The sequence below is a fragment of the Streptomyces canus 299MFChir4.1 genome (assembly GCF_000383615.1).
Lineage (GTDB): Bacteria > Actinomycetota > Actinomycetes > Streptomycetales > Streptomycetaceae > Streptomyces > Streptomyces canus_C.
Genome location: NZ_KB911593.1, coordinates 87306 through 104006, shown reverse-complemented (window position 1 = coordinate 104006; position 16701 = coordinate 87306). Strand labels below are relative to the sequence as shown.

16 protein-coding genes are annotated in these 16701 nt (G+C 70.5%); 11 read left to right on the top strand and 5 right to left on the bottom strand.

Annotated features, from left to right (window positions below; translation table 11 throughout):
- Positions 1–512 precede the first annotated feature (512 nt).
- Positions 513–2243, top strand: coding sequence for a 3-oxosteroid 1-dehydrogenase (kstD, locus tag H293_RS0125175; protein WP_020120612.1), 1731 nt, complete (start codon positions 513–515; stop codon positions 2241–2243).
- On the opposite strand, the gene H293_RS0125170 is transcribed toward kstD, so the two are convergent.
- Genes H293_RS0125170 through H293_RS0125160 form a run of 3 tightly spaced genes read right to left on the bottom strand, consistent with a single transcriptional unit; the run spans position 2240 to position 3889 of the window.
- Complete coding sequence (locus H293_RS0125170; RefSeq protein WP_020120611.1) at positions 2240–2878, bottom strand: class I SAM-dependent methyltransferase; 639 nt, start codon at positions 2876–2878, stop codon at positions 2240–2242. The genes kstD and H293_RS0125170 overlap by 4 nt on opposite strands.
- 31 nt (positions 2879–2909) lie before the next feature.
- Positions 2910–3206 carry an AzlD domain-containing protein gene (locus H293_RS0125165; RefSeq protein ID WP_397895351.1) on the bottom strand — a complete coding sequence of 99 codons (297 nt, stop codon included), beginning with the start codon at positions 3204–3206 and terminating at the stop codon, positions 2910–2912.
- A gap of 14 nt (positions 3207–3220) precedes the next feature.
- Positions 3221–3889: an AzlC family ABC transporter permease gene (locus H293_RS0125160; protein WP_028808174.1), complete on the bottom strand. Its 669-nt coding sequence runs from the start codon at positions 3887–3889 to the stop codon at positions 3221–3223.
- 68 nt (positions 3890–3957) lie between these two features.
- On the opposite strand from H293_RS0125160, the gene H293_RS0125155 reads away from it, so the two are divergent.
- Positions 3958–4509, top strand: coding sequence for a helix-turn-helix domain-containing protein (locus tag H293_RS0125155; protein ID WP_020120608.1), 552 nt, complete (start codon positions 3958–3960; stop codon positions 4507–4509).
- A 93-nt stretch (positions 4510–4602) separates the two neighbouring features.
- Here the strand turns inward: H293_RS0125155 and H293_RS0125150 are convergent, their stop codons facing one another.
- Positions 4603–4806 (bottom strand): cold-shock protein, encoded by a 204-nt coding sequence (locus tag H293_RS0125150; RefSeq protein WP_003992177.1) that lies wholly within the window; start codon positions 4804–4806, stop codon positions 4603–4605.
- 285 nt (positions 4807–5091) lie between these two features.
- On the opposite strand from H293_RS0125150, the gene H293_RS0125145 reads away from it, so the two are divergent.
- From H293_RS0125145 to H293_RS0125125, 5 genes are all read left to right on the top strand, one after another.
- Positions 5092–5940, top strand: a complete 849-nt coding sequence (locus H293_RS0125145) for a menaquinone biosynthetic enzyme MqnA/MqnD family protein (RefSeq protein WP_020120607.1) — start codon at positions 5092–5094, stop codon at positions 5938–5940.
- Between the two features lie 42 nt (positions 5941–5982).
- Positions 5983–7887, top strand: coding sequence for a serine/threonine-protein kinase (locus tag H293_RS0125140; RefSeq protein WP_020120606.1), 1905 nt, complete (start codon positions 5983–5985; stop codon positions 7885–7887).
- Positions 7884–8612, top strand: coding sequence for a prepilin peptidase (locus H293_RS0125135; RefSeq protein ID WP_020120605.1), 729 nt, complete (start codon positions 7884–7886; stop codon positions 8610–8612). The genes H293_RS0125140 and H293_RS0125135 overlap by 4 nt, the downstream gene beginning before the upstream one ends.
- A 92-nt stretch (positions 8613–8704) precedes the next feature.
- On the top strand, positions 8705–9904 hold the full coding sequence (gene mqnC, locus H293_RS0125130) for a cyclic dehypoxanthinyl futalosine synthase (RefSeq protein ID WP_020120604.1): 1200 nt from the start codon (positions 8705–8707) through the stop codon (positions 9902–9904).
- Positions 9905–9911: 7 nt separating this feature from the next.
- Positions 9912–10460: an imidazolonepropionase-like domain-containing protein gene (locus H293_RS0125125; RefSeq protein ID WP_020120603.1), complete on the top strand. Its 549-nt coding sequence runs from the start codon at positions 9912–9914 to the stop codon at positions 10458–10460.
- Between the two features lie 83 nt (positions 10461–10543).
- On the opposite strand, the gene H293_RS0125120 is transcribed toward H293_RS0125125, so the two are convergent.
- A complete protein-coding gene (locus H293_RS0125120; RefSeq protein WP_020120602.1) occupies positions 10544–11572 on the bottom strand; it encodes a chitinase in 1029 nt (342 codons plus the stop codon).
- Between the two features lie 392 nt (positions 11573–11964).
- Between H293_RS0125120 and H293_RS0125115 the strand changes: the two genes are divergently transcribed.
- From H293_RS0125115 to H293_RS0125100, 4 genes are read left to right on the top strand one after another with little or no spacing between them, the layout of a single operon-like run.
- Positions 11965–12279, top strand: a complete 315-nt coding sequence (locus H293_RS0125115) for a hypothetical protein (RefSeq protein ID WP_028808173.1) — start codon at positions 11965–11967, stop codon at positions 12277–12279.
- 17 nt (positions 12280–12296) lie between these two features.
- A complete protein-coding gene (locus tag H293_RS0125110) occupies positions 12297–14573 on the top strand; it encodes a bifunctional polysaccharide deacetylase/glycosyltransferase family 2 protein (protein ID WP_020120600.1) in 2277 nt (758 codons plus the stop codon).
- Positions 14573–15913 (top strand): acyltransferase family protein, encoded by a 1341-nt coding sequence (locus H293_RS0125105; RefSeq protein WP_020120599.1) that lies wholly within the window; start codon positions 14573–14575, stop codon positions 15911–15913. The genes H293_RS0125110 and H293_RS0125105 overlap by 1 nt, the downstream gene beginning before the upstream one ends.
- A gap of 24 nt (positions 15914–15937) precedes the next feature.
- Positions 15938–16633, top strand: coding sequence for a demethylmenaquinone methyltransferase (locus H293_RS0125100; RefSeq protein ID WP_028808172.1), 696 nt, complete (start codon positions 15938–15940; stop codon positions 16631–16633).
- Positions 16634–16701: the final 68 nt, after the last annotated feature.

Genomic DNA, 16701 nt, shown 5'->3' with positions numbered 1-16701 from the left:
GAAAGCGGCAGTGATGAGGAGATCCATGCCTGAGCGGCGGCTTCACGGATGTTTCGGAACGGTGATGGGGCTTGCTCTCGCGGCGCTCACCGCCATGCTCCTCGGTAGAGCGCTGAGCGCCTGCGACGCCGGCGTCAACGGCGCAGCGAACGGTACGTTCATCATCGTCCTTTTTATCCCGTCCCTCTGGGGCCTTCTGACCCTTGGTTGGGTGATGGTGGGAGTTCTCCTGGGGAGACAAGCCCTCCTCCACGCACTCGCCCTCACGGTGGTGCTCCCCGCTCTGTGCTGGTGTGCTGTCTCCTTCTTCTGGGGTGGCGCCACGTACGAATGCCCCAGCGGCGTACCACTGTGGTGGCCCGGCTTCCTCCCCGCTCCCGGATTCTGAGCTGAGGGCCTGTACCCCCGCTCGGCGGGACACCCTCGCCGTCCTGCACGCCCCTTGACTTCTCAAGAGCCCCGCGCGACGTTCCGGACCTCTTCGTCCATACCACCGCAGGGGGGACCCGACCATGAGCGTGACCCGAAGACACCTGCTGGCCGCCGGTGCCGGGGCGGCCGTCACCGCCGGGGTGCACCAGGGCGCGAGCGCCGCCGACCTGCCGCCTCTGGGCACGTACGACGTCGTCGTCATCGGTTCCGGCGCTGCCGGCATGACCGCCGCGCTCACCGCCGCGAAGCAGGGGCTCAGCACCGTGGTGCTGGAGAAGGCGCCCACGTTCGGAGGGTCCGCGGCCCGGTCCGGGGCCGGGATCTGGATCCCCAACAACCCCGTCCTCCTCGCCGCCGGTGTCCCGGACACCCCCGCCAAGGCGGCCGCCTACCTCGCCGCCGTCGTGGGACCGGACGTCCCCGCGGCCCGGCAGCGGGCCTTTCTCACGCACGGCCCCGCGATGATCTCCTTCGTCCTGGCCAACAGCCCGCTGCGCTTCCGCTGGATGGAGGGGTACAGCGACTACTACCCCGAGCTCCCGGGCGGCCTGCCGAACGGCCGCTCCATCGAGCCCGACCAGTTCGACGGCAAGCTCCTCGGCGCCGAGCTGGCCCACCTGAACCCGCCGTACCTCGACGTCCCCGCCGGACTGGTCGTGTTCAGCGCCGACTACAAGTGGCTCGCCCTGTCCGCCGTGAGCCTCAAGGGCGCCGCCGTCGCCGCCGAATGCCTGGCACGGGGCACGAAGGCGGCCCTGCTCGGGCAGACGCCGCTCACCATGGGACAGTCGCTGGCGGCCGGGCTGCGGAAGGGGCTCCTGGACGCGAACGTGCCCGTCCGTCTCAACACCCCCCTCACCGAGCTCTACGTCGAGAACGGCACCGTCGCCGGCGCGGTGACCCCGGGCGGCCTCTACCGTGCCCGCCGGGGTGTGATCGTCGGGTCCGGCGGCTTCGAGCACAACGCGGCGATGCGGGCCCAGTACCAGCGGCAGCCCATCGGCACGGAGTGGACCGTGGGCGCCAAGGAGAACACGGGGGACGGCATCCGGGCCGGGCAGCGCCTGGGCGCCGATGTCGCGCTCATGGACGACGCCTGGTGGGGACCGGCCATCCCGCTCCCCGGCGAGCCGTACTTCTGCCTCGCCGAACGCACCCTCCCCGGCGGCCTCGTCGTCAACGCGGCCGGGCGGCGGTTCGTCAACGAGGCCGCCCCCTACAGCGATGTCGTCCACACCATGTACGACCGCAACCCCACCGACCCCGACATCCCGGCCTGGCTGATCGTCGACCAGAACTACCGCAACCGGTACCTCTTCAGGGACATCGCGCCCACCTTCGTCCTCCCCGCCGACTGGTACGGCTCCGGCGCCGCCCGCAAGGCCTGGACCTTCGACGCCCTCGCCACGTCCATCGGCGTCCCGGCCGCCGCCCTGCGGACCACCGTCGACCGCTTCAACTCCCTTGCCCTGAAGGGCGACGACACGGACTTCGGACGCGGTGACAGCGCCTACGACCACTACTACACGGACCCGTCCGTGCTCCCGAACTCCTGCCTGGCCCCGCTCTGGCTGCCCCCGTACTACGCCTTCCGGCTCGTCCCGGGGGACCTGGGCACCAAGGGCGGCCTGGTGACCGACGCCCGCGCCCGCGTCCTGCGGCCCGACGGCTCCGTCGTCCCCGGCCTGTACGCCGCCGGGAACGCCAGCGCGGCCGTCATGGGCCACAGTTACGCGGGCGCGGGCTCGACGATCGGGCCCGCGATGACCTTCGGGTATGTCGCGGGGCGGGACATCGCCGGGGTGCTCTAGGGACGGCGGGCGATCAGGAACGCCTGCTGCGACACCTCTTCGGGGCCGGGTTCGCGCACCGTCTGCGAGACGAGCGAGAATCCGGCCGCGCGGAGCAGCCCGACGATCTGCTCCGGCCGCCGCCTCAGGAAGGTCAGCGCGACCGGCCGCCCCCACGGCCGGTCGTGATGCCGGTCCTTGTCACCGGCCTGGAAGGCCACGAGGAGGTGCCCGCCCGGGGCCAGCACGCGGTGGAACTCGGCGAACAGGCGCGGGAGTTCGTCCACAGGGGTGTGGATGGAGGAGTACCAGGACACGGCGCCGGCGAGCGCCCCGTCGGGAAGATCCAGCTCCAGCATCGAGCCCCGCTCGAACCGCAGCCCCGGGTTCTCCCGGCGGGCGATGGCCAGCATCGACTCCGACAGGTCGAGGCCGAAGACGGACAGGCCGAGGGCGGCGAGGTGTCCCGTGACGCGCCCGGGCCCACACCCCAGGTCCGCCACCGTTCCCTCGGTGCCCACGAGTTCGGCGAACCCGGCGAGCGCCGCTCGGTCCAGTGGCGCGTCGGCGAGACCGTCCCGGAACTGCTCGGCGTAGTCCTCGGCGACGGTGTCGTAGAAGGTGCGGGTGGCGGTCACGAAGTCGGTGTCGGTCATGGCCGGGGACCCTAGCGGCCCCCACTGACACTCATGTGACACCGGCCGCCCGCAGTAGGGCAGTTGTGGCCGCCGCCCCCAGCACCACGACCACGAACGGCGCCCTCCGCCAGGCCAGCACCGCCCCCGCCAGCACCCCGGCCGGGCGGGCCCACCCCGCGAAACCGCCCCCCTCCGTCAGCGCGCCCGTCGCCAGCAGCGCCACCAGCAGGACGATCGCGCCCGCCGACAGCAACTCCTGGAGCCGCTCCGGCAGTTCCACCCGCCCGTGCAGCACCGGCCCGACCAGCCGGAAGGCGTACGTCCCGACCGCCATCGCCAGGATCATGGCGACCGTCGCGTTCACGCCGTCCTCCTGTTGCCGTGGAGGACCAGCCCGGCCAACGCCACCAGCACCGGCACACCGGCCGGGACCGCCGGTGTCACGGCCAGCGCCAGTCCGGCGCCGAGCAGCGCGGACCGCCGGATCGCGGGGGAGGCGCGCAGCGTGGGCAGCACCAGCGCGACGAGCACGGCGGGAAAGGCCGCGTCCAGGCCGTAGGTGCCGGTGTCGCCCAGTGCGCCCCCGGCGAGGGCCCCGGCCAGGACGCCGAGGTTCCACACGGCGAACAGGCCGACTCCGGAGATCCAGAAGGCCGCCCGGCGCCGCGCCGGATCCGGCTGGGCGAGAGCGAAGGCCACCGTCTCGTCGGTGACCAGATGGGCGCCGAGGAACCGGGCGAGCCGGCCCCGGCCGAGGATGTCCGCGACGGCGAGGCTGAAGGCCGCCGTACGGGTGTTGAGCAGCAGACCGGTGGCCGCCGCGGCGACCGGACCGCCCCCGGCCAGCAGGACGCCGATCGCGCTGAACTGGGCGGAGCCCGCGTACACGACCAGGGACATCACCACCGGCACCCACACCGGCAGGCCGCCGGTGACGGCGATCGCGCCGAAGGAGACCCCCACCACCCCGCTCGCGAGCCACACGAGCGCACTGTCACGGACCAAGACTGTTCGCTCTGCCGTACGCATGTTCACTACACTGGACGCCAGGCGTCTTGTTCGTCAAGGCGAACGATCGTACCGATGGAGCGAACAGAATGCCCGAACGCCCTCTGGACTGGATCGCCGCCGCGCTCCGCCGTGAACGCACTCGCGTCGGCCTCTCCCTCTCCGAGTTGGCCAAGCGCGCCGGAATCGCCAAGTCCACGCTGTCCCAGTTGGAGGCGGCGGGCGGCAACCCGAGCGTTGAGACGCTGTGGGCACTCGGGGTGGCGCTGGGGGTGCCGTTCAGCACGCTCGTGGAGCCGCCGGTGTCCTCGCTGCGGGTGGTCAGGGCGGGGCAGGGCCCGACCGTGGCCTCGGAACGGGCCGACTTCGCGGCCACCCTGCTCTCGGCCAGCCCGCCCGGGGCGCGCCGGGACATTTACCACCTACGGGCCGAACCGGGCGCGGTACGTACATCGGAGCCGCACATTCCGGGGACCGTGGAGCATCTGATCGTGAGTTCCGGGAGAGTGACGGCCGGACCGGCGGGGGAGGAGGCCGAGCTGGGTCCCGGTGACTACATGACCTACCGCGGGGACATCGCCCACTCGTACGAGGCACTCGCGCCCGGCACGACCTTCGTGCTGGTCATGCAGCACACATAAAGGCAGGAGCCCCGCTGCCGTGCGGCGCGGGGCTCCTTGGGTGCTGCATTCAGGTCCGGATCAGAGGCTGGAGCGCCTATGAGACGGGATCGCTCAGACGGGGGTGACGTTCTCCGCCTGCGGGCCCTTGGGGCCCTGGGTCACGTCGAAGGAGACCTGCTGGTTCTCCTCCAGCGAGCGGAAGCCGCTCGCGTTGATCGCGGAGTAGTGGACGAAGACGTCGGGTCCTCCGCCCTCCTGGGCGATGAAGCCAAAGCCCTTTTCGGCGTTGAACCACTTCACGGTTCCGGTAGCCATAAGCCCTCCTTGGGCCCAAAAGGGTTGCCCTGCTCCAGAACCTGCAAGTGTGAAAACAGTGCCGCACAACTGCATTCTTCTGAAAACGACTAGAGCCCGCGGTTACATGCTCCGCAGGCTCTGTACTGCAAGGGAAACCAAACTGCAACTTGCGGCGAGCCTAGCACGCAGGCAGCCGAAAGCAATAGAGGTCAAGATCACGTCACTCGGATGTTTGAAGATCGCGGCGAGGTTGACCGGGGGGCCGAAGTCGGAAGCGTACCCCAAGGGGTCTAGTGTCGCGATGTGGACAATTCTCGCACCCGGCCGCGCGTCGGCCACATCCAGTTCCTGAACTGCCTGCCCCTGTACTGGGGGCTCGCGAGGACGGGCACGCTCCTCGACTTCGAGCTCACGAAGGACACCCCGGAGAAGCTCAGCGAGAAGCTGGTGCAGGGAGATCTCGACATCGCGCCCATCACCCTCGTCGAGTTCCTGAAGAACGCGGACGACCTGGTCGCCTTCCCCGACATCGCCGTCGGCTGCGACGGCCCGGTCATGTCCTGCGTCATCGTCTCGCAGGTCCCGCTGGACGAGCTGGACGGCGCCAGGGTGGCCCTCGGGTCGACCTCGCGCACCTCCGTCCGTCTCGCCCAGCTCCTCCTCGCCGAGCGCTACGGCGTGCGGCCCGACTACTACACCTGCCCGCCCGACCTCAGCCTGATGATGCAGGAGGCGGAGGCGGCCGTACTCATCGGGGACGCGGCGCTGCGGGCGAACCTCCTCGACGGCCCGCGCTTCGGCCTTCAGGTCCATGACCTCGGCTCGCTCTGGAAGGAGTGGACCGGGCTGCCGTTCGTCTTCGCGGTGTGGGCCGCACGCCGGGACTACCTCGCACGCGAGCCGGTCATCACCCGCAAGGTCCACGAGGCCTTCCTCGCCTCCCGGAACCTCTCCCTGGAGGAGGTCGCCAAGGTCGCCGAACAGGCGGCCCGCTGGGAGGCCTTCGACGAGAAGGTCCTGGAGAAGTACTTCACGACGCTGGACTTCCGCTTCGGGGCCCCGCAGCTGGCGGCCGTCGCGGAGTTCGCGCGCCGGGTCGGGCCCACAACGGGTTTCCCCGCGGACGTGAAGGTGGAACTGCTTCAGCCGTAACCTGCATCCGTACCTTTACGGGGGACTTACGGGGGAGGCAGGATGCAGCCGCTCGGCGTCGACGAGCCCACCGCCGTGGGGCCCTACCGGCTGCTCGGCCGGCTCGGCTCCGGCGGCATGGGCCGGGTCTACCTCGGCCGCAGCGCCGGCGGCCGCACGGTCGCGGTCAAGATCGTGCACCCGCACTTCGCGCTCGACGAGGAGTTCCGTGCCCGCTTCCGCCGCGAGGTGGACGCGGCGCGCAGAGTGGGCGGGGCCTGGACCGCGCCGGTCCTGGACGCCGACCCGGAGGCGGCGGTGCCCTGGGTCGCCACCGGGTACGCGGCGGGCCCTTCCCTGGCCTCGGCGGTCACGGACGGCGGCCCGCTGCCCGAGCATTCCGTACGGGTCCTGGGCGCGGGGCTGGCCGAGGCGCTCGCCGCCGTGCACGAACTGGGGCTCGTCCACCGGGACGTGAAGCCCTCCAACGTCCTGCTCACCGTCGACGGCCCCCTCCTCATCGACTTCGGCATCGCCCGCGCCACCGACGGCACCGCGTCCCTCACCTCGACCGGTGTCTCCATCGGTTCACCCGGCTACATGTCCCCCGAACAGATCCTGAGCAAGGGTGTCTCGGGCGCGGCGGACGTCTTCTCCCTGGGCGCGGTCCTGGCGTACGCGGCCACGGGGGCGCCGCCCTTCCCTGGTGACTCCTCGGCCTCCCTCCTCTACAAGGTCGTCCACGAGGAGCCCGAACTCGGATCGCTGAGCGGTGAGTTGCGGGACGTCGTGGAGAGATGCCTGGACAAGTCGGCGCAGGAGCGGCCGACTCCGGGCGAGGTGGCCCGGCGGCTGGCTCCGCAGGGCGCGGCGCGGCTGGTGGCGGCGGGGTGGCTGCCGGGGGCGCTGGTCGAGCAGGTGGGGCGGAGTGCCGTACAGCTGCTGAATCTTGAGGCGGCGGGGGAGCGGACGGGGGAACAGGCGTCGGGGCCGGTGGGGTTCAGCAGTCCTTCCGTGGGCGGAGGTTCGGCGGGGGCGACAGGTTCTCCGGGTTCTCCGGGTTCCATGGGTGCGTTCGGGCCGCCCCCGGTGATGCCGGTGGTGTCGGCGGGGGCGCCGCCGGCTGCCGCGGCCGGGCCACCGGCGTATCCGGTCACGCCGCCGGCTCCCGCGGACGCTCCCTCAGGGACCGCAGGGACCGCAGGGACCGCAGGGACCTCAGGGCCCTCTGCGCCCGAGCCCAGGGACGCGGTGCCGTACGAGACTGTCGTGCCCTCGGGCGCGCGGTCCGGTCCCGGAAAGCTCTCCGTCTCCGTGGCGGCCACGTCCACGTCCGGCGACAACGGCCGCGGGCGCCGGCTGAGTTGCACCGTGGCGCTCGCCGTCGCGGGCGCGCTGGCGGCCGTGACCGTGGGGTCGGTGTTCCTGTTCGACCTGCTGCCGGGGCGAGGCGGCGACGACGACTCGGCGGGTTCCCCGCCCGGCAGCGACGCGTACACGTCGGCGCCGACGTCCGTACCGTCCGCTTCCGCACCGTCGGCGTCCTCCCCCGTCTCCCCGTCCGGGTCCCCGTCGCTGTCGACCGAGCCGTCGAGCGGACCGGCCGGACCGACCGTGGTCCCCGCCCGCTATCTCGGCACCTGGGAGGGCCAGGGCACGGGTCTCGGCGGGAGCCTGCCGATGGGGACCTTCCGGATCACCGTCAAGAAGGCGAGCGTCGGTGAGGAGTTGGGCCGCCTCCAGCAGACCGACGCGATCGGCGCGGTCTGCACCGACGTCCTCACCCTGAAGAAGGTCACCGACAAGGAACTCGTCACCACGGCCGTCGGCGCCGAGGACAACCACGCCGGCTGCAACCCCACCGCCCACACCGTGCGCCTCACCACGGTGGGCGACGACCTGAAGTACACCTCGGAGAGCGAGGCCGAGGGATACCCCGAGGCACGGATGTCGAAGGTCGGGCGGTGACGCAGCTGCTCGTCCTCGTGGCCGCGTTGTGGGGCGCGGCGGCTGGTGCGCTGCTGCCGCGAGCGGCCTACCGCTTCTCCGTCCCGTCCGGGGAACCGTGGCGCGGGACCTGCCCCGACGGGCACCCGCTGGTCGGCTGGCTGGGGCGGGCGAGCTGCGGGAACTGCGGCACACGGCAGCCGTACGGTCCCGGCACCCCGCTCCTCTCCGCCGTCACCGCCCTTCTCTGCGCCGCCCTCGCCGCTGCCACCGGCACCCGCCCGGAGATCGCCGTCTGGCTGCTGCTCGCCCCCGTGGGCGTGCTGCTCGCCGTCGTCGACCTGCGCGTACGACGACTGCCCGACCCGCTCACCCTCCCCCTCGCGGCCGCCGCGCTCGTGCTGCTCGGGGTCGTCTCCTTCGTGCCGGAGCACACCGGGAGCTGGCTGCACGCCCTGTTCGGCGCCCTCGCCCTCGGCGCCGGCTACTGGGTGCTGTGGCGGGTCAACCCGGGCGGCATGGGCTTCGGCGATGTGAAGCTGGCGCTCGGGGCGGGGGCGGTCCTGGGCTGGTACGGCTGGGACACCGTGCTGCTGGGGACCTTCGCGGGCTTCCTGCTCGGCGCGCTCTACGGCGGTGCCCTGGTCCTGGCGGGCAGGGCGGGGCGCAAGACGGCGATCCCGTTCGGGCCGTTCCTGATCACGGGGGCGTACGCGGGGCTGCTGATCGGTGCGTACGCGGCCTGAGGGCGAGGGCGCACGGCCTGACATACGGCTTGTCACAGGGCTGGCGTAGGCTGGCCCAGACCGCCAGAACCCTTGACGAAAGGCACGCCCCGGTGACCGAGAAGGCCGACCTTCAGTCCGTCCTCGACCGTGCCGCCGAGGGTGGGCGCATCACTCCGGAGGAGGCGCTCGACCTCTACCGCGACGCCCCGCTGCACGCGCTGGGCTCCGCCGCGGACGCGGTGCGCCGCCGCCGGTACGCGGGTACCGAGCACATCGCGACGTACATCATCGAGCGGAACATCAACTACACCAACGTGTGCGTCACGGCGTGCAAGTTCTGCGCCTTCTACGCCCCGCCCACCGCCAAGGACAAGGGCTGGACCCGCGACCTGGACGACATCCTGCGCCGCTGCGCGGAGACCGTCGAACTCGGCGGCACGCAGATCATGTTCCAGGGCGGCCACCACCCCGACTACGGCGTCGAGTACTACGAGAAGCACTTCGCGGCGATCAAGCGGGAGTTCCCCCAGCTGGTCATCCACTCCCTCGGTGCCTCCGAGGTCGAGCACATGGCCCGGATCTCCAAGGTGAGCGTGGAGGAGGCCATCCAGCGCATCCACGCGGCCGGCCTCGACTCCTTCGCGGGCGCCGGTGCCGAGATGCTCCCCGAGCGCCCCCGCAAGGCCATCGCGCCGCTCAAGGAGTCCGGCGAGCGCTGGCTGGAGATCATGGAGACGGCGCACAACCTGGGCGTGGAGTCCACCTCGACCATGCTCATGGGCACCGGCGAGACCAACGCCGAGCGCATCGAGCACCTGCGGATGATCCGTGACGTACAGGACCGCACGGGCGGCTTCCGGGCCTTCATCCCGTACCTCTACCAGCCGATGAACAACCACCTGAAGGGCCGCACACAGGCCACGATCTTCGAGTACCTGCGGATGATCGCGATCTCCCGGCTCTTCATGGACAACATTGCCCACATCCAGGGCTCCTGGCTCACCACCGGCCAGGACGCGGGCCAGCTGACCCTGCACTACGGCGCGGACGACCTCGGCTCGGTCATGCTGGAGGAGAACGTCGTCTCGGCGGCCGGCGCCAAGCACCGCTCCAACCTCCAGGAAATGATCGACATGATCCGCACCGCGGGTCGGGTCCCGGCCCAGCGCGCCACGACGTACGAACACCTCGTCGTCCACGACGACCCCGCTAACGACCCGGTCGACGCGCGCGTGATGTCCCACATCTCCTCCACGGCGATCGAGGGCGGCACGGCACACCCCGAGCTGAAGATCCTCGCGTCCAACTAGGCGTGCGGTGCTGACGATCCACACCGCCGACCTGCTCGTCCCGGGCGGCGGAAGATCACCGCTGCCCGGTGGGGCGGTACTGGTCGAGGGGCAGCGGATCGCCGCCGTGGAGGTGTACGACGACCTGGCGGCCGCACACCCGTCCGCAAGGGTCCGCCGCTGGCCGGGAGTTCTCACCCCGGGCCTGCTCGAGCCGCACGGCCCGGAACTCCTGGAGCGGTCCTACCACCCGGACCCCCGGGAGGACTTGGGCACCGAGCCCCTCACGGGCGAGGCGCTGGCGTCCCTCGCCATGACGGATACGCGATGGGGCGCGAGCGCGAGACGGGGCGTACAGCGGTTGCTGGCGCGGGGGACGGTGGCGGTGGTGGGTCCGCTGAGGCGCCCCGCCGTGATCGACGCCGTCCACAGGTCGGGCCTGAGGATTCAGGACGGGGCCACGGAAGCGGTACCGCCCGCCTTGGTTCCGGGTGCGGAAGCGACGTTCGCGGTCTTCGACGCACCGGAATGCGTGGCCACGGTGATCAGGGGCCGCTTGCTGCACAGGCGCAGGTAAGAGCTTTTGGGGGCGCGGGGCTGTATCAATGTGCGGCTCCGCCGCGCGGGCGCGACCAGCCCCCACAGGCCCGCACTCGGAACTCAACCCGCCAACGCCTCCCCAAACGCCCCCGAACTCTGGGAAACCCCACTGCAATTGGTCAACGGGTCATCCTCATCGGAGTCCCCCGACTCACACTGCTGATCCCGAAACGTGGACCACATGGATACCCAGGCCACCTCTTTCGCCTCAGCAAAAGCCCGCACCTGCGCCGCGTCGGACAACGTGAACGTCTCCCCGTCCACGTCATTCGTCCCGATCATCGAGGTGAGCGCCATGGCCCGCCACGCAGTGGAGTCGGACGTTCCGAAGACCGACTTCAACTGCGCCTGCGCCGCCTTCGCCGAGGTGATCGCGTAGGCCCCCATGTCCCCGTCGTAGGACTCCCCGTAGTTCATCGTCATGATGTTGACCGTCGAGACCTGAACCGACTTGTTGTTCGCGGACTCCAGCAACGCCACGCTGTCGTCGTCGAGCCCGGACGGCATCACGGGAAGCGTGAACGACACGGCGAGATCGCTCCGTTCCTCCTGGAGCGACGCGATCGCCTCGGACCGCAGATCCACCGAGTCCGAGTCGGTCAGCGCGTCCCCCTCGATGTCGAAGTCGGCGAGCGAGGAACCGGCCGCGTCCAGCGCCTTCCCGTAAGCCGCCGCAAGCTTCGCCGCACTGGAGCAGGTCTCGGCCAGCTCCTTCCCGGACGCCCCGCCGAAGGAGACCCGGACCTGCCCCCCGTTCTCCTTCAGCGCGCCGATCCGGGAGGTGACCGACGAGTCGCCGATGGCGGACGTGCCGTTCCAGGACGGTGTGCAGTCACTCCCGTCGGCGATCACGAACGCGAGGTTGTACACCGAGGGCGAGCCCGCGGAGTCGTTGTCCGAGGCATCGGTGGCGCTCACGTACGGGGCGTAGGAGGTGGTGGACGAGGCTGCCTGGGTGGCCTTCTGCGTCACTGACGGCGTCGCTGCCGGTGTCGCTTCCCGCGCGGTCCCGGACTCCGCGGAACACCCCGTGGCGGCCAGGGCAAGCAGACAAGTGAGCCCGGCGGTCGGCCTCAGGAAACCCCGCATTGTTCATGCACCCGCTCTCGTGATGTTCGTCTCAGGCTCGAAACAAAGGCTTATTCAAAAAGAGAACGTCTCATGCGGAGCCGGTGTTCAAGGCGACAGTCGATCCATAGGAGATCCACGGGCGGCATTGCGTGAACCAGGCCAATCGGGCGAAATGAACGGGGCATTCGGTGCACTTGCCTCCATGGCGACCCGCGCAGGTGTTCACGAAGTCTCTCAGGAGAAAGACAGGTTATGGCGTTTCTCCTATGCGTCTCACAAGAACGGCCGACTCGGTCACATAAAGACTCCTTAGCGTCTGGGGAATGCATTTCGAGACTGCCACCGAAAACCGTGCGGACACGCGCGGTCGCCGCCGCAAACGCGGTAGTAACGGGTCCGCCGAGGGTCCCGTGTTCGTTGACAACTCCGGACGCCGCTCCAGGATGCTGCGCCGCATCGGCCTTCTCCTCGGTGTCCTGTCCCTCGGGTACGCCGTCGTGCTGGGCCTGGCCTTCATGGGCATCGGCGTCTCCAGCACGACCCTGCTGCCCTTCGCGGGCGGCGGCCCCGGCGGTTCGTCGAACTCCGGCCCCGGCGGTCTCCAGCCGCAGGGCGGTGTCGGCACCCCGCCGTCGAGGCCCACGGGCGCCCCGCCCACCGGCACCGCCACGGGCGCTCCGCCGAGCGCCGCCCCGACCGCGACCGCCTCCGCGGCCTCCAACTGACCGGAACGGCCCACCACATGACCACGACGACGCCCTCCCGCGGCCGCCGGCGTGCCCCCACCCGCATCGAGCGGGCGGCGGGCAAGGCCGCGGCGCTGCAGAAACCGCGGGTCATCCTCGCCCTGCTGCTCCTGCTCGGCCTGACCAGCGTGATGCTGCTCGACGGCTATCTGCGCGCCGAGGTCGGCGGCGACCAGCGGGTGCGCGACGGCGCCGGCTCCAGCAAGGTCCCCGACAAGATCCTGGGCGGCGGGCCGATCATCAGCTTCCGGGGCGGCCAGGCGACCACGACCTCCGTACCGTCCAAGACGATCGCGCTCACCTTCGACGACGGCCCGAACCCGACGTACACGCCCCAGGTCCTGAAGATCCTGGAGAAGTACGACGTCCCGGCGACCTTCTTCCTGGTGGGCTCGATGGTCTCGCGCTACCCGGGGATCGTGAAGGACATGGTCGACCAGGGCAATGAGGTGGGCATCCACACCTTCACCCACGTCGACCTCTCCTACCAGAGCGACGCCCGCATCCGGCGCGAGATGACCCAGACGCAGCTCGCCCTCGCGGGCGCGGCCGGCATCACCACCACGCTGTTCCGGGCGCCGTACTCCTCGGAGACGGACGCCATCGACAACTACAGCTGGCCCGTCTACAAGAAGCTCGGCGAGGAGGGCTACACCAGCGTCTTCGTCGACACCGACAGCGACGACTGGAAGAAGCCGGGCGTCTCGAAGATCGTCAAGTGGGCCACCCCGTCCGGGACCTCGGGCGCCTCGGTGCTGATGCACGACGCCGGCGGTGACCGGGAGCAGACGATCAAAGCGCTGCCGGAGTACATCGAGAAGATGCGGGCGAAGGGCTACACCTTCACCACCATCAGCGGAGTCATCGAGGCGCAGAACACGAACAGCGCTCCGGCGGGCGGGCAGACCGGCCGGCAGCAGCCCCAGGGGGCTGCGAACGGCCCGAACGCCGACGGCACCGACCGTCTCCAGGCCGCGCACCGCGAGGCCACCGGCGCGACCCTCTACGAGGGCAAGGCGCTCGTCGCGGCCGTCGCCGTCGCCGAGTACACCGTGCCCACGCTGTCGGTCGGGCTCGTGATCGTGGGCGTGGCAGTGATGGGGCGGTTCGGGATGATGCTGATCCTCGCCCGCCGCCACTACAGACTGCGCAACAAACGCCGCTTCAGCTGGGGGCCCACGGTCACCCGGCCGGTGACGGTGATCGTCCCGGCGTACAACGAGAAGGAGTGCATCGCCAACACCCTGGAGTCGCTCGCGAGGAGCACCCATCCGATCGAGGTCATCGTCGTCGACGACGGCTCCTCGGACGGCACCTCCGAGATCGCCCGCGAGGCGGCCCGCTCCCTGGGCATGACGAACGTCCGTGTCATCCGCCAGGAGAACGCGGGCAAGCCGGCCGCCCTCAACAACGGGGTGCGCAGCGCCAGCCACGACATCGTCGTGATGATGGACGGCGACACCGTCTTCGAGCCGGACACCGTACGGCAGCTGGTGCAGCCCTTCGCGGACCCGGAGGTCGGCGCGGTCGCCGGAAACGCCAAGGTCGGCAACCGCGACACGGTCATCGGCGCCTGGCAGCACATCGAGTACGTGATGGGCTTCAACCTCGACCGCCGGATGTACGACCTGCTGCGCTGCATGCCCACCATCCCGGGCGCGATCGGCGCGTTCCGCCGGGAGGCGGTGCTCCTGGTCGGCGGCATGAGCGAGGACACCCTCGCCGAGGACACGGACATCACCATCGCGATGCACCGCGCGGGCCGGCGGGTCGTCTACCAGGAGCACGCACGCGCGTGGACCGAGGCGCCCGGCTCCCTCAAGCAGCTGTGGTCGCAGCGCTACCGGTGGTCGTACGGCACCATGCAGGCGCTGTGGAAGCACCGCGGGTCCCTCACCGACAAGGGGCCCTCGGGCCGCTTCGGCCGGGTCGGCATGCCGCTGGTGGTGATCTTCCAGATCGTCACGCCGGTCTTCGCCCCGCTGATCGACGTGTTCACCGCCTACTCGATGATCTTCGTCGACTTCCGGGCGGCGCTGTACGCGTGGCTCGCGGTCCTCGGCATCCAGCTCGTGTGCGCGGCGTACGCCTTCAGGCTGGACAAGGAGAAGTACCGCTATCTGCTGATGATGCCGTTCCAGCAGCTGGCCTACCGCCAGATGATGTACCTCGTCCTCATCCACTCCTGCATCACGGCGCTCACCGGCGGCCGTCTGCGCTGGCAGAAGCTGAAACGGACCGGCGAGGTCGGCACCCCGGCGGGGGTCGGCTGATGAGCTGGGAGCAGCAGGGGTATCCGCAACAGGGGCACCCGCAACAGGGGTACGACCAGGAGTACGGGTACTCGGGGTATCCGCAGCAGTCGTATCCACAGCACTCCTGCACGCGGCAGCCGTATCCCCAGGATGACGTCGACCCCGGGTACTACGGACAGGGCGTGCCGGACGCCCCGTCCCCGTCCTCGTCCCCGTTGCCGGTGGTGGAGCAGGAGCCGGAGCCACCGGTTCTCGATGCCCCCGCTGACGCCGAGGCGGAGGAGGAGAAGCCTCCGTCTCGGCCCCCGGGCCGTGACCGCTACTTCGACACGCTGCGGGCCGTCGCCCTGATCCGCGTCGTCACCTATCACACGTTCGGGTGGGCCTGGGCCGGCATGGTCTTCCCCTCCATGGGCATCATGTTCGGCCTGGCCGGGACGCTGATGGCGAAGTCCCTGGAGCGCCCGGCGGCCACGGTGATCAGGAGCCGACTGCGCCGCCTGCTGCCCCCGTTCTGGTTCTGGGGCGTCTTCGTGGTCCTCGCGATGCTGGTCCACGACTGGATGCCGGGCTGGCAGATCGTCTACTGGGTCGTGCCGCTCGGCGATCCGCCGGGCAACGCGTGGGGTGAGCAGGCCTGGGAGATCCTCTGGTACCTGCGGACGTACCTGTGGTTCGTCCTGCTGTCCCCGGTGCTGCTGAGGGTCTTCCGCCTGTCGCCGGTGCCGGTCCTGGTGCTCTCTCTGGCCCCGATCGTGGTCTTCCAGTTCCTGTGGGAGCCGCCGGACGACCGCGTCGGCAGCGCGCTGACCGACCTGGCCACCTTCCTGTTCTGCTGGATCCTCGGTTTCGCGCACCGGGACGGGGTCCTGGAGCGGCTGAAGCCGGCGGCCGTCGTGCTGCTCTCGCTCGCCGCGATCGGGTTCGGCGGCTGGTACGCCTTCACCCACCAGGGTGAGACGGAGTCGTACGACCTCGACGCCCTCCCCCTCGCACAGGCCTTCTGGTCCGCCGGGTACGTGCTGCTGCTGATGTGGGCCAAGTCGTACTTCGGGATCGACTTCGCCTGGCTGACCCGCTTCCGGCGCACCGACCGGGTCGTGACGGTCTTCAACTCCCGCGCGGTGACGATCTACCTGTGGCACGAGATCGCGCTGATCCTCGCCGTGCCGCTGATCGACCGGCTATGGAACGTGCCCGCGTTCGAGAAGTGGCTGCCGCTGGAGAGCCAGTGGTTCATGTTCGGCGTCGGCTGGATCCTGATCGCGGGGTTCGTGCTGCTGTGCGGATGGGTGGAGGACGTGGCCGGGAAGAAGAAGCCGCAGCTTCTTCCGGGAGGGCGTCGGGGCTCTTCGTGAGGGCGGCCTGCAAGAATGGGGAACGTGACCCGCGCTTCCCTGAACAAGCAGCCGCACGAAGTCGCCTCGATGTTCGACGACGTGGCGGAACGGTACGACCTGACGAACGACGTGCTGTCGCTCGGCCAGGACCGGGTGTGGCGCAAGGAGGTCGCCAGGGCCGTCGACGCCCGCCCCGCCCAGAAGATCCTGGACCTGGCGGCGGGTACGGCCACCTCGTCGCTGCCCTTCGCCCGCACCGGCGCCTACGTCGTGCCCTGCGACTTCTCGCTCGGCATGCTCCAGGTCGGCAAGCGCAAGCACACCTGGCTGCCGTTCACCGCGGGCGACGCGACGAGGCTGCCCTTCAAGGACGACACCTTCGACGCCGTCACCATCTCCTTCGGGCTGCGCAACGTCCAGGACACCGACTCCGCGCTGCGCGAGATGTACCGGGTGACCAGGCCCGGCGGCCGGGTCGTGATCTGCGAGTTCTCCCACCCGACCTGGGCGCCGTTCCGCACGGTCTACACCGAGTACCTGATGCGGGCCCTGCCGCCGGTCGCCCGCGCGGTCTCCTCCAACCCCGACGCGTACGTCTACCTCGCCGAGTCCATCCGCGCCTGGCCGAACCAGCCGGCCCTGGCGGAGCGCCTCCAGAAGGCGGGCTGGTCGAAGGTGGCCTGGCGGAACCTGACGGGCGGGATCGTGGCCCTGCACCGGGGCGTCAAGGAGAGCTGAACGGCCTCGGCGGCGGTCGTCGGAGTTCGGTGGTGCGGCGGGTCTCGGCGGTTGTCGGAGTTCGGTGG

Excerpts from the sequence above, each read along its gene's own strand:
- H293_RS0125150 (WP_003992177.1), bottom strand. The coding sequence starts at position 4,806 with ATGGCTACCGGAACCGTGAAGTGGTTCAACGCCGAAAAGGGCTTTGGC.
- kstD (WP_020120612.1), top strand. The coding sequence starts at position 513 with ATGAGCGTGACCCGAAGACACCTGCTGGCCGCCGGTGCCGGGGCGGCC.
- H293_RS0125105 (WP_020120599.1), top strand. The coding sequence starts at position 14,573 with ATGAGCTGGGAGCAGCAGGGGTATCCGCAACAGGGGCACCCGCAACAG.
- H293_RS0125140 (WP_020120606.1), top strand. The coding sequence starts at position 5,983 with ATGCAGCCGCTCGGCGTCGACGAGCCCACCGCCGTGGGGCCCTACCGG.
- H293_RS0125120 (WP_020120602.1), bottom strand. The coding sequence starts at position 11,572 with ATGCGGGGTTTCCTGAGGCCGACCGCCGGGCTCACTTGTCTGCTTGCC.
- H293_RS0125165 (WP_397895351.1), bottom strand. The coding sequence starts at position 3,206 with ATGATCCTGGCGATGGCGGTCGGGACGTACGCCTTCCGGCTGGTCGGG.
- H293_RS0125160 (WP_028808174.1), bottom strand. The coding sequence starts at position 3,889 with ATGCGTACGGCAGAGCGAACAGTCTTGGTCCGTGACAGTGCGCTCGTG.
- H293_RS0125155 (WP_020120608.1), top strand. The coding sequence starts at position 3,958 with ATGCCCGAACGCCCTCTGGACTGGATCGCCGCCGCGCTCCGCCGTGAA.
- H293_RS0125110 (WP_020120600.1), top strand. The coding sequence starts at position 12,297 with ATGACCACGACGACGCCCTCCCGCGGCCGCCGGCGTGCCCCCACCCGC.
- H293_RS0125170 (WP_020120611.1), bottom strand. The coding sequence starts at position 2,878 with ATGACCGACACCGACTTCGTGACCGCCACCCGCACCTTCTACGACACC.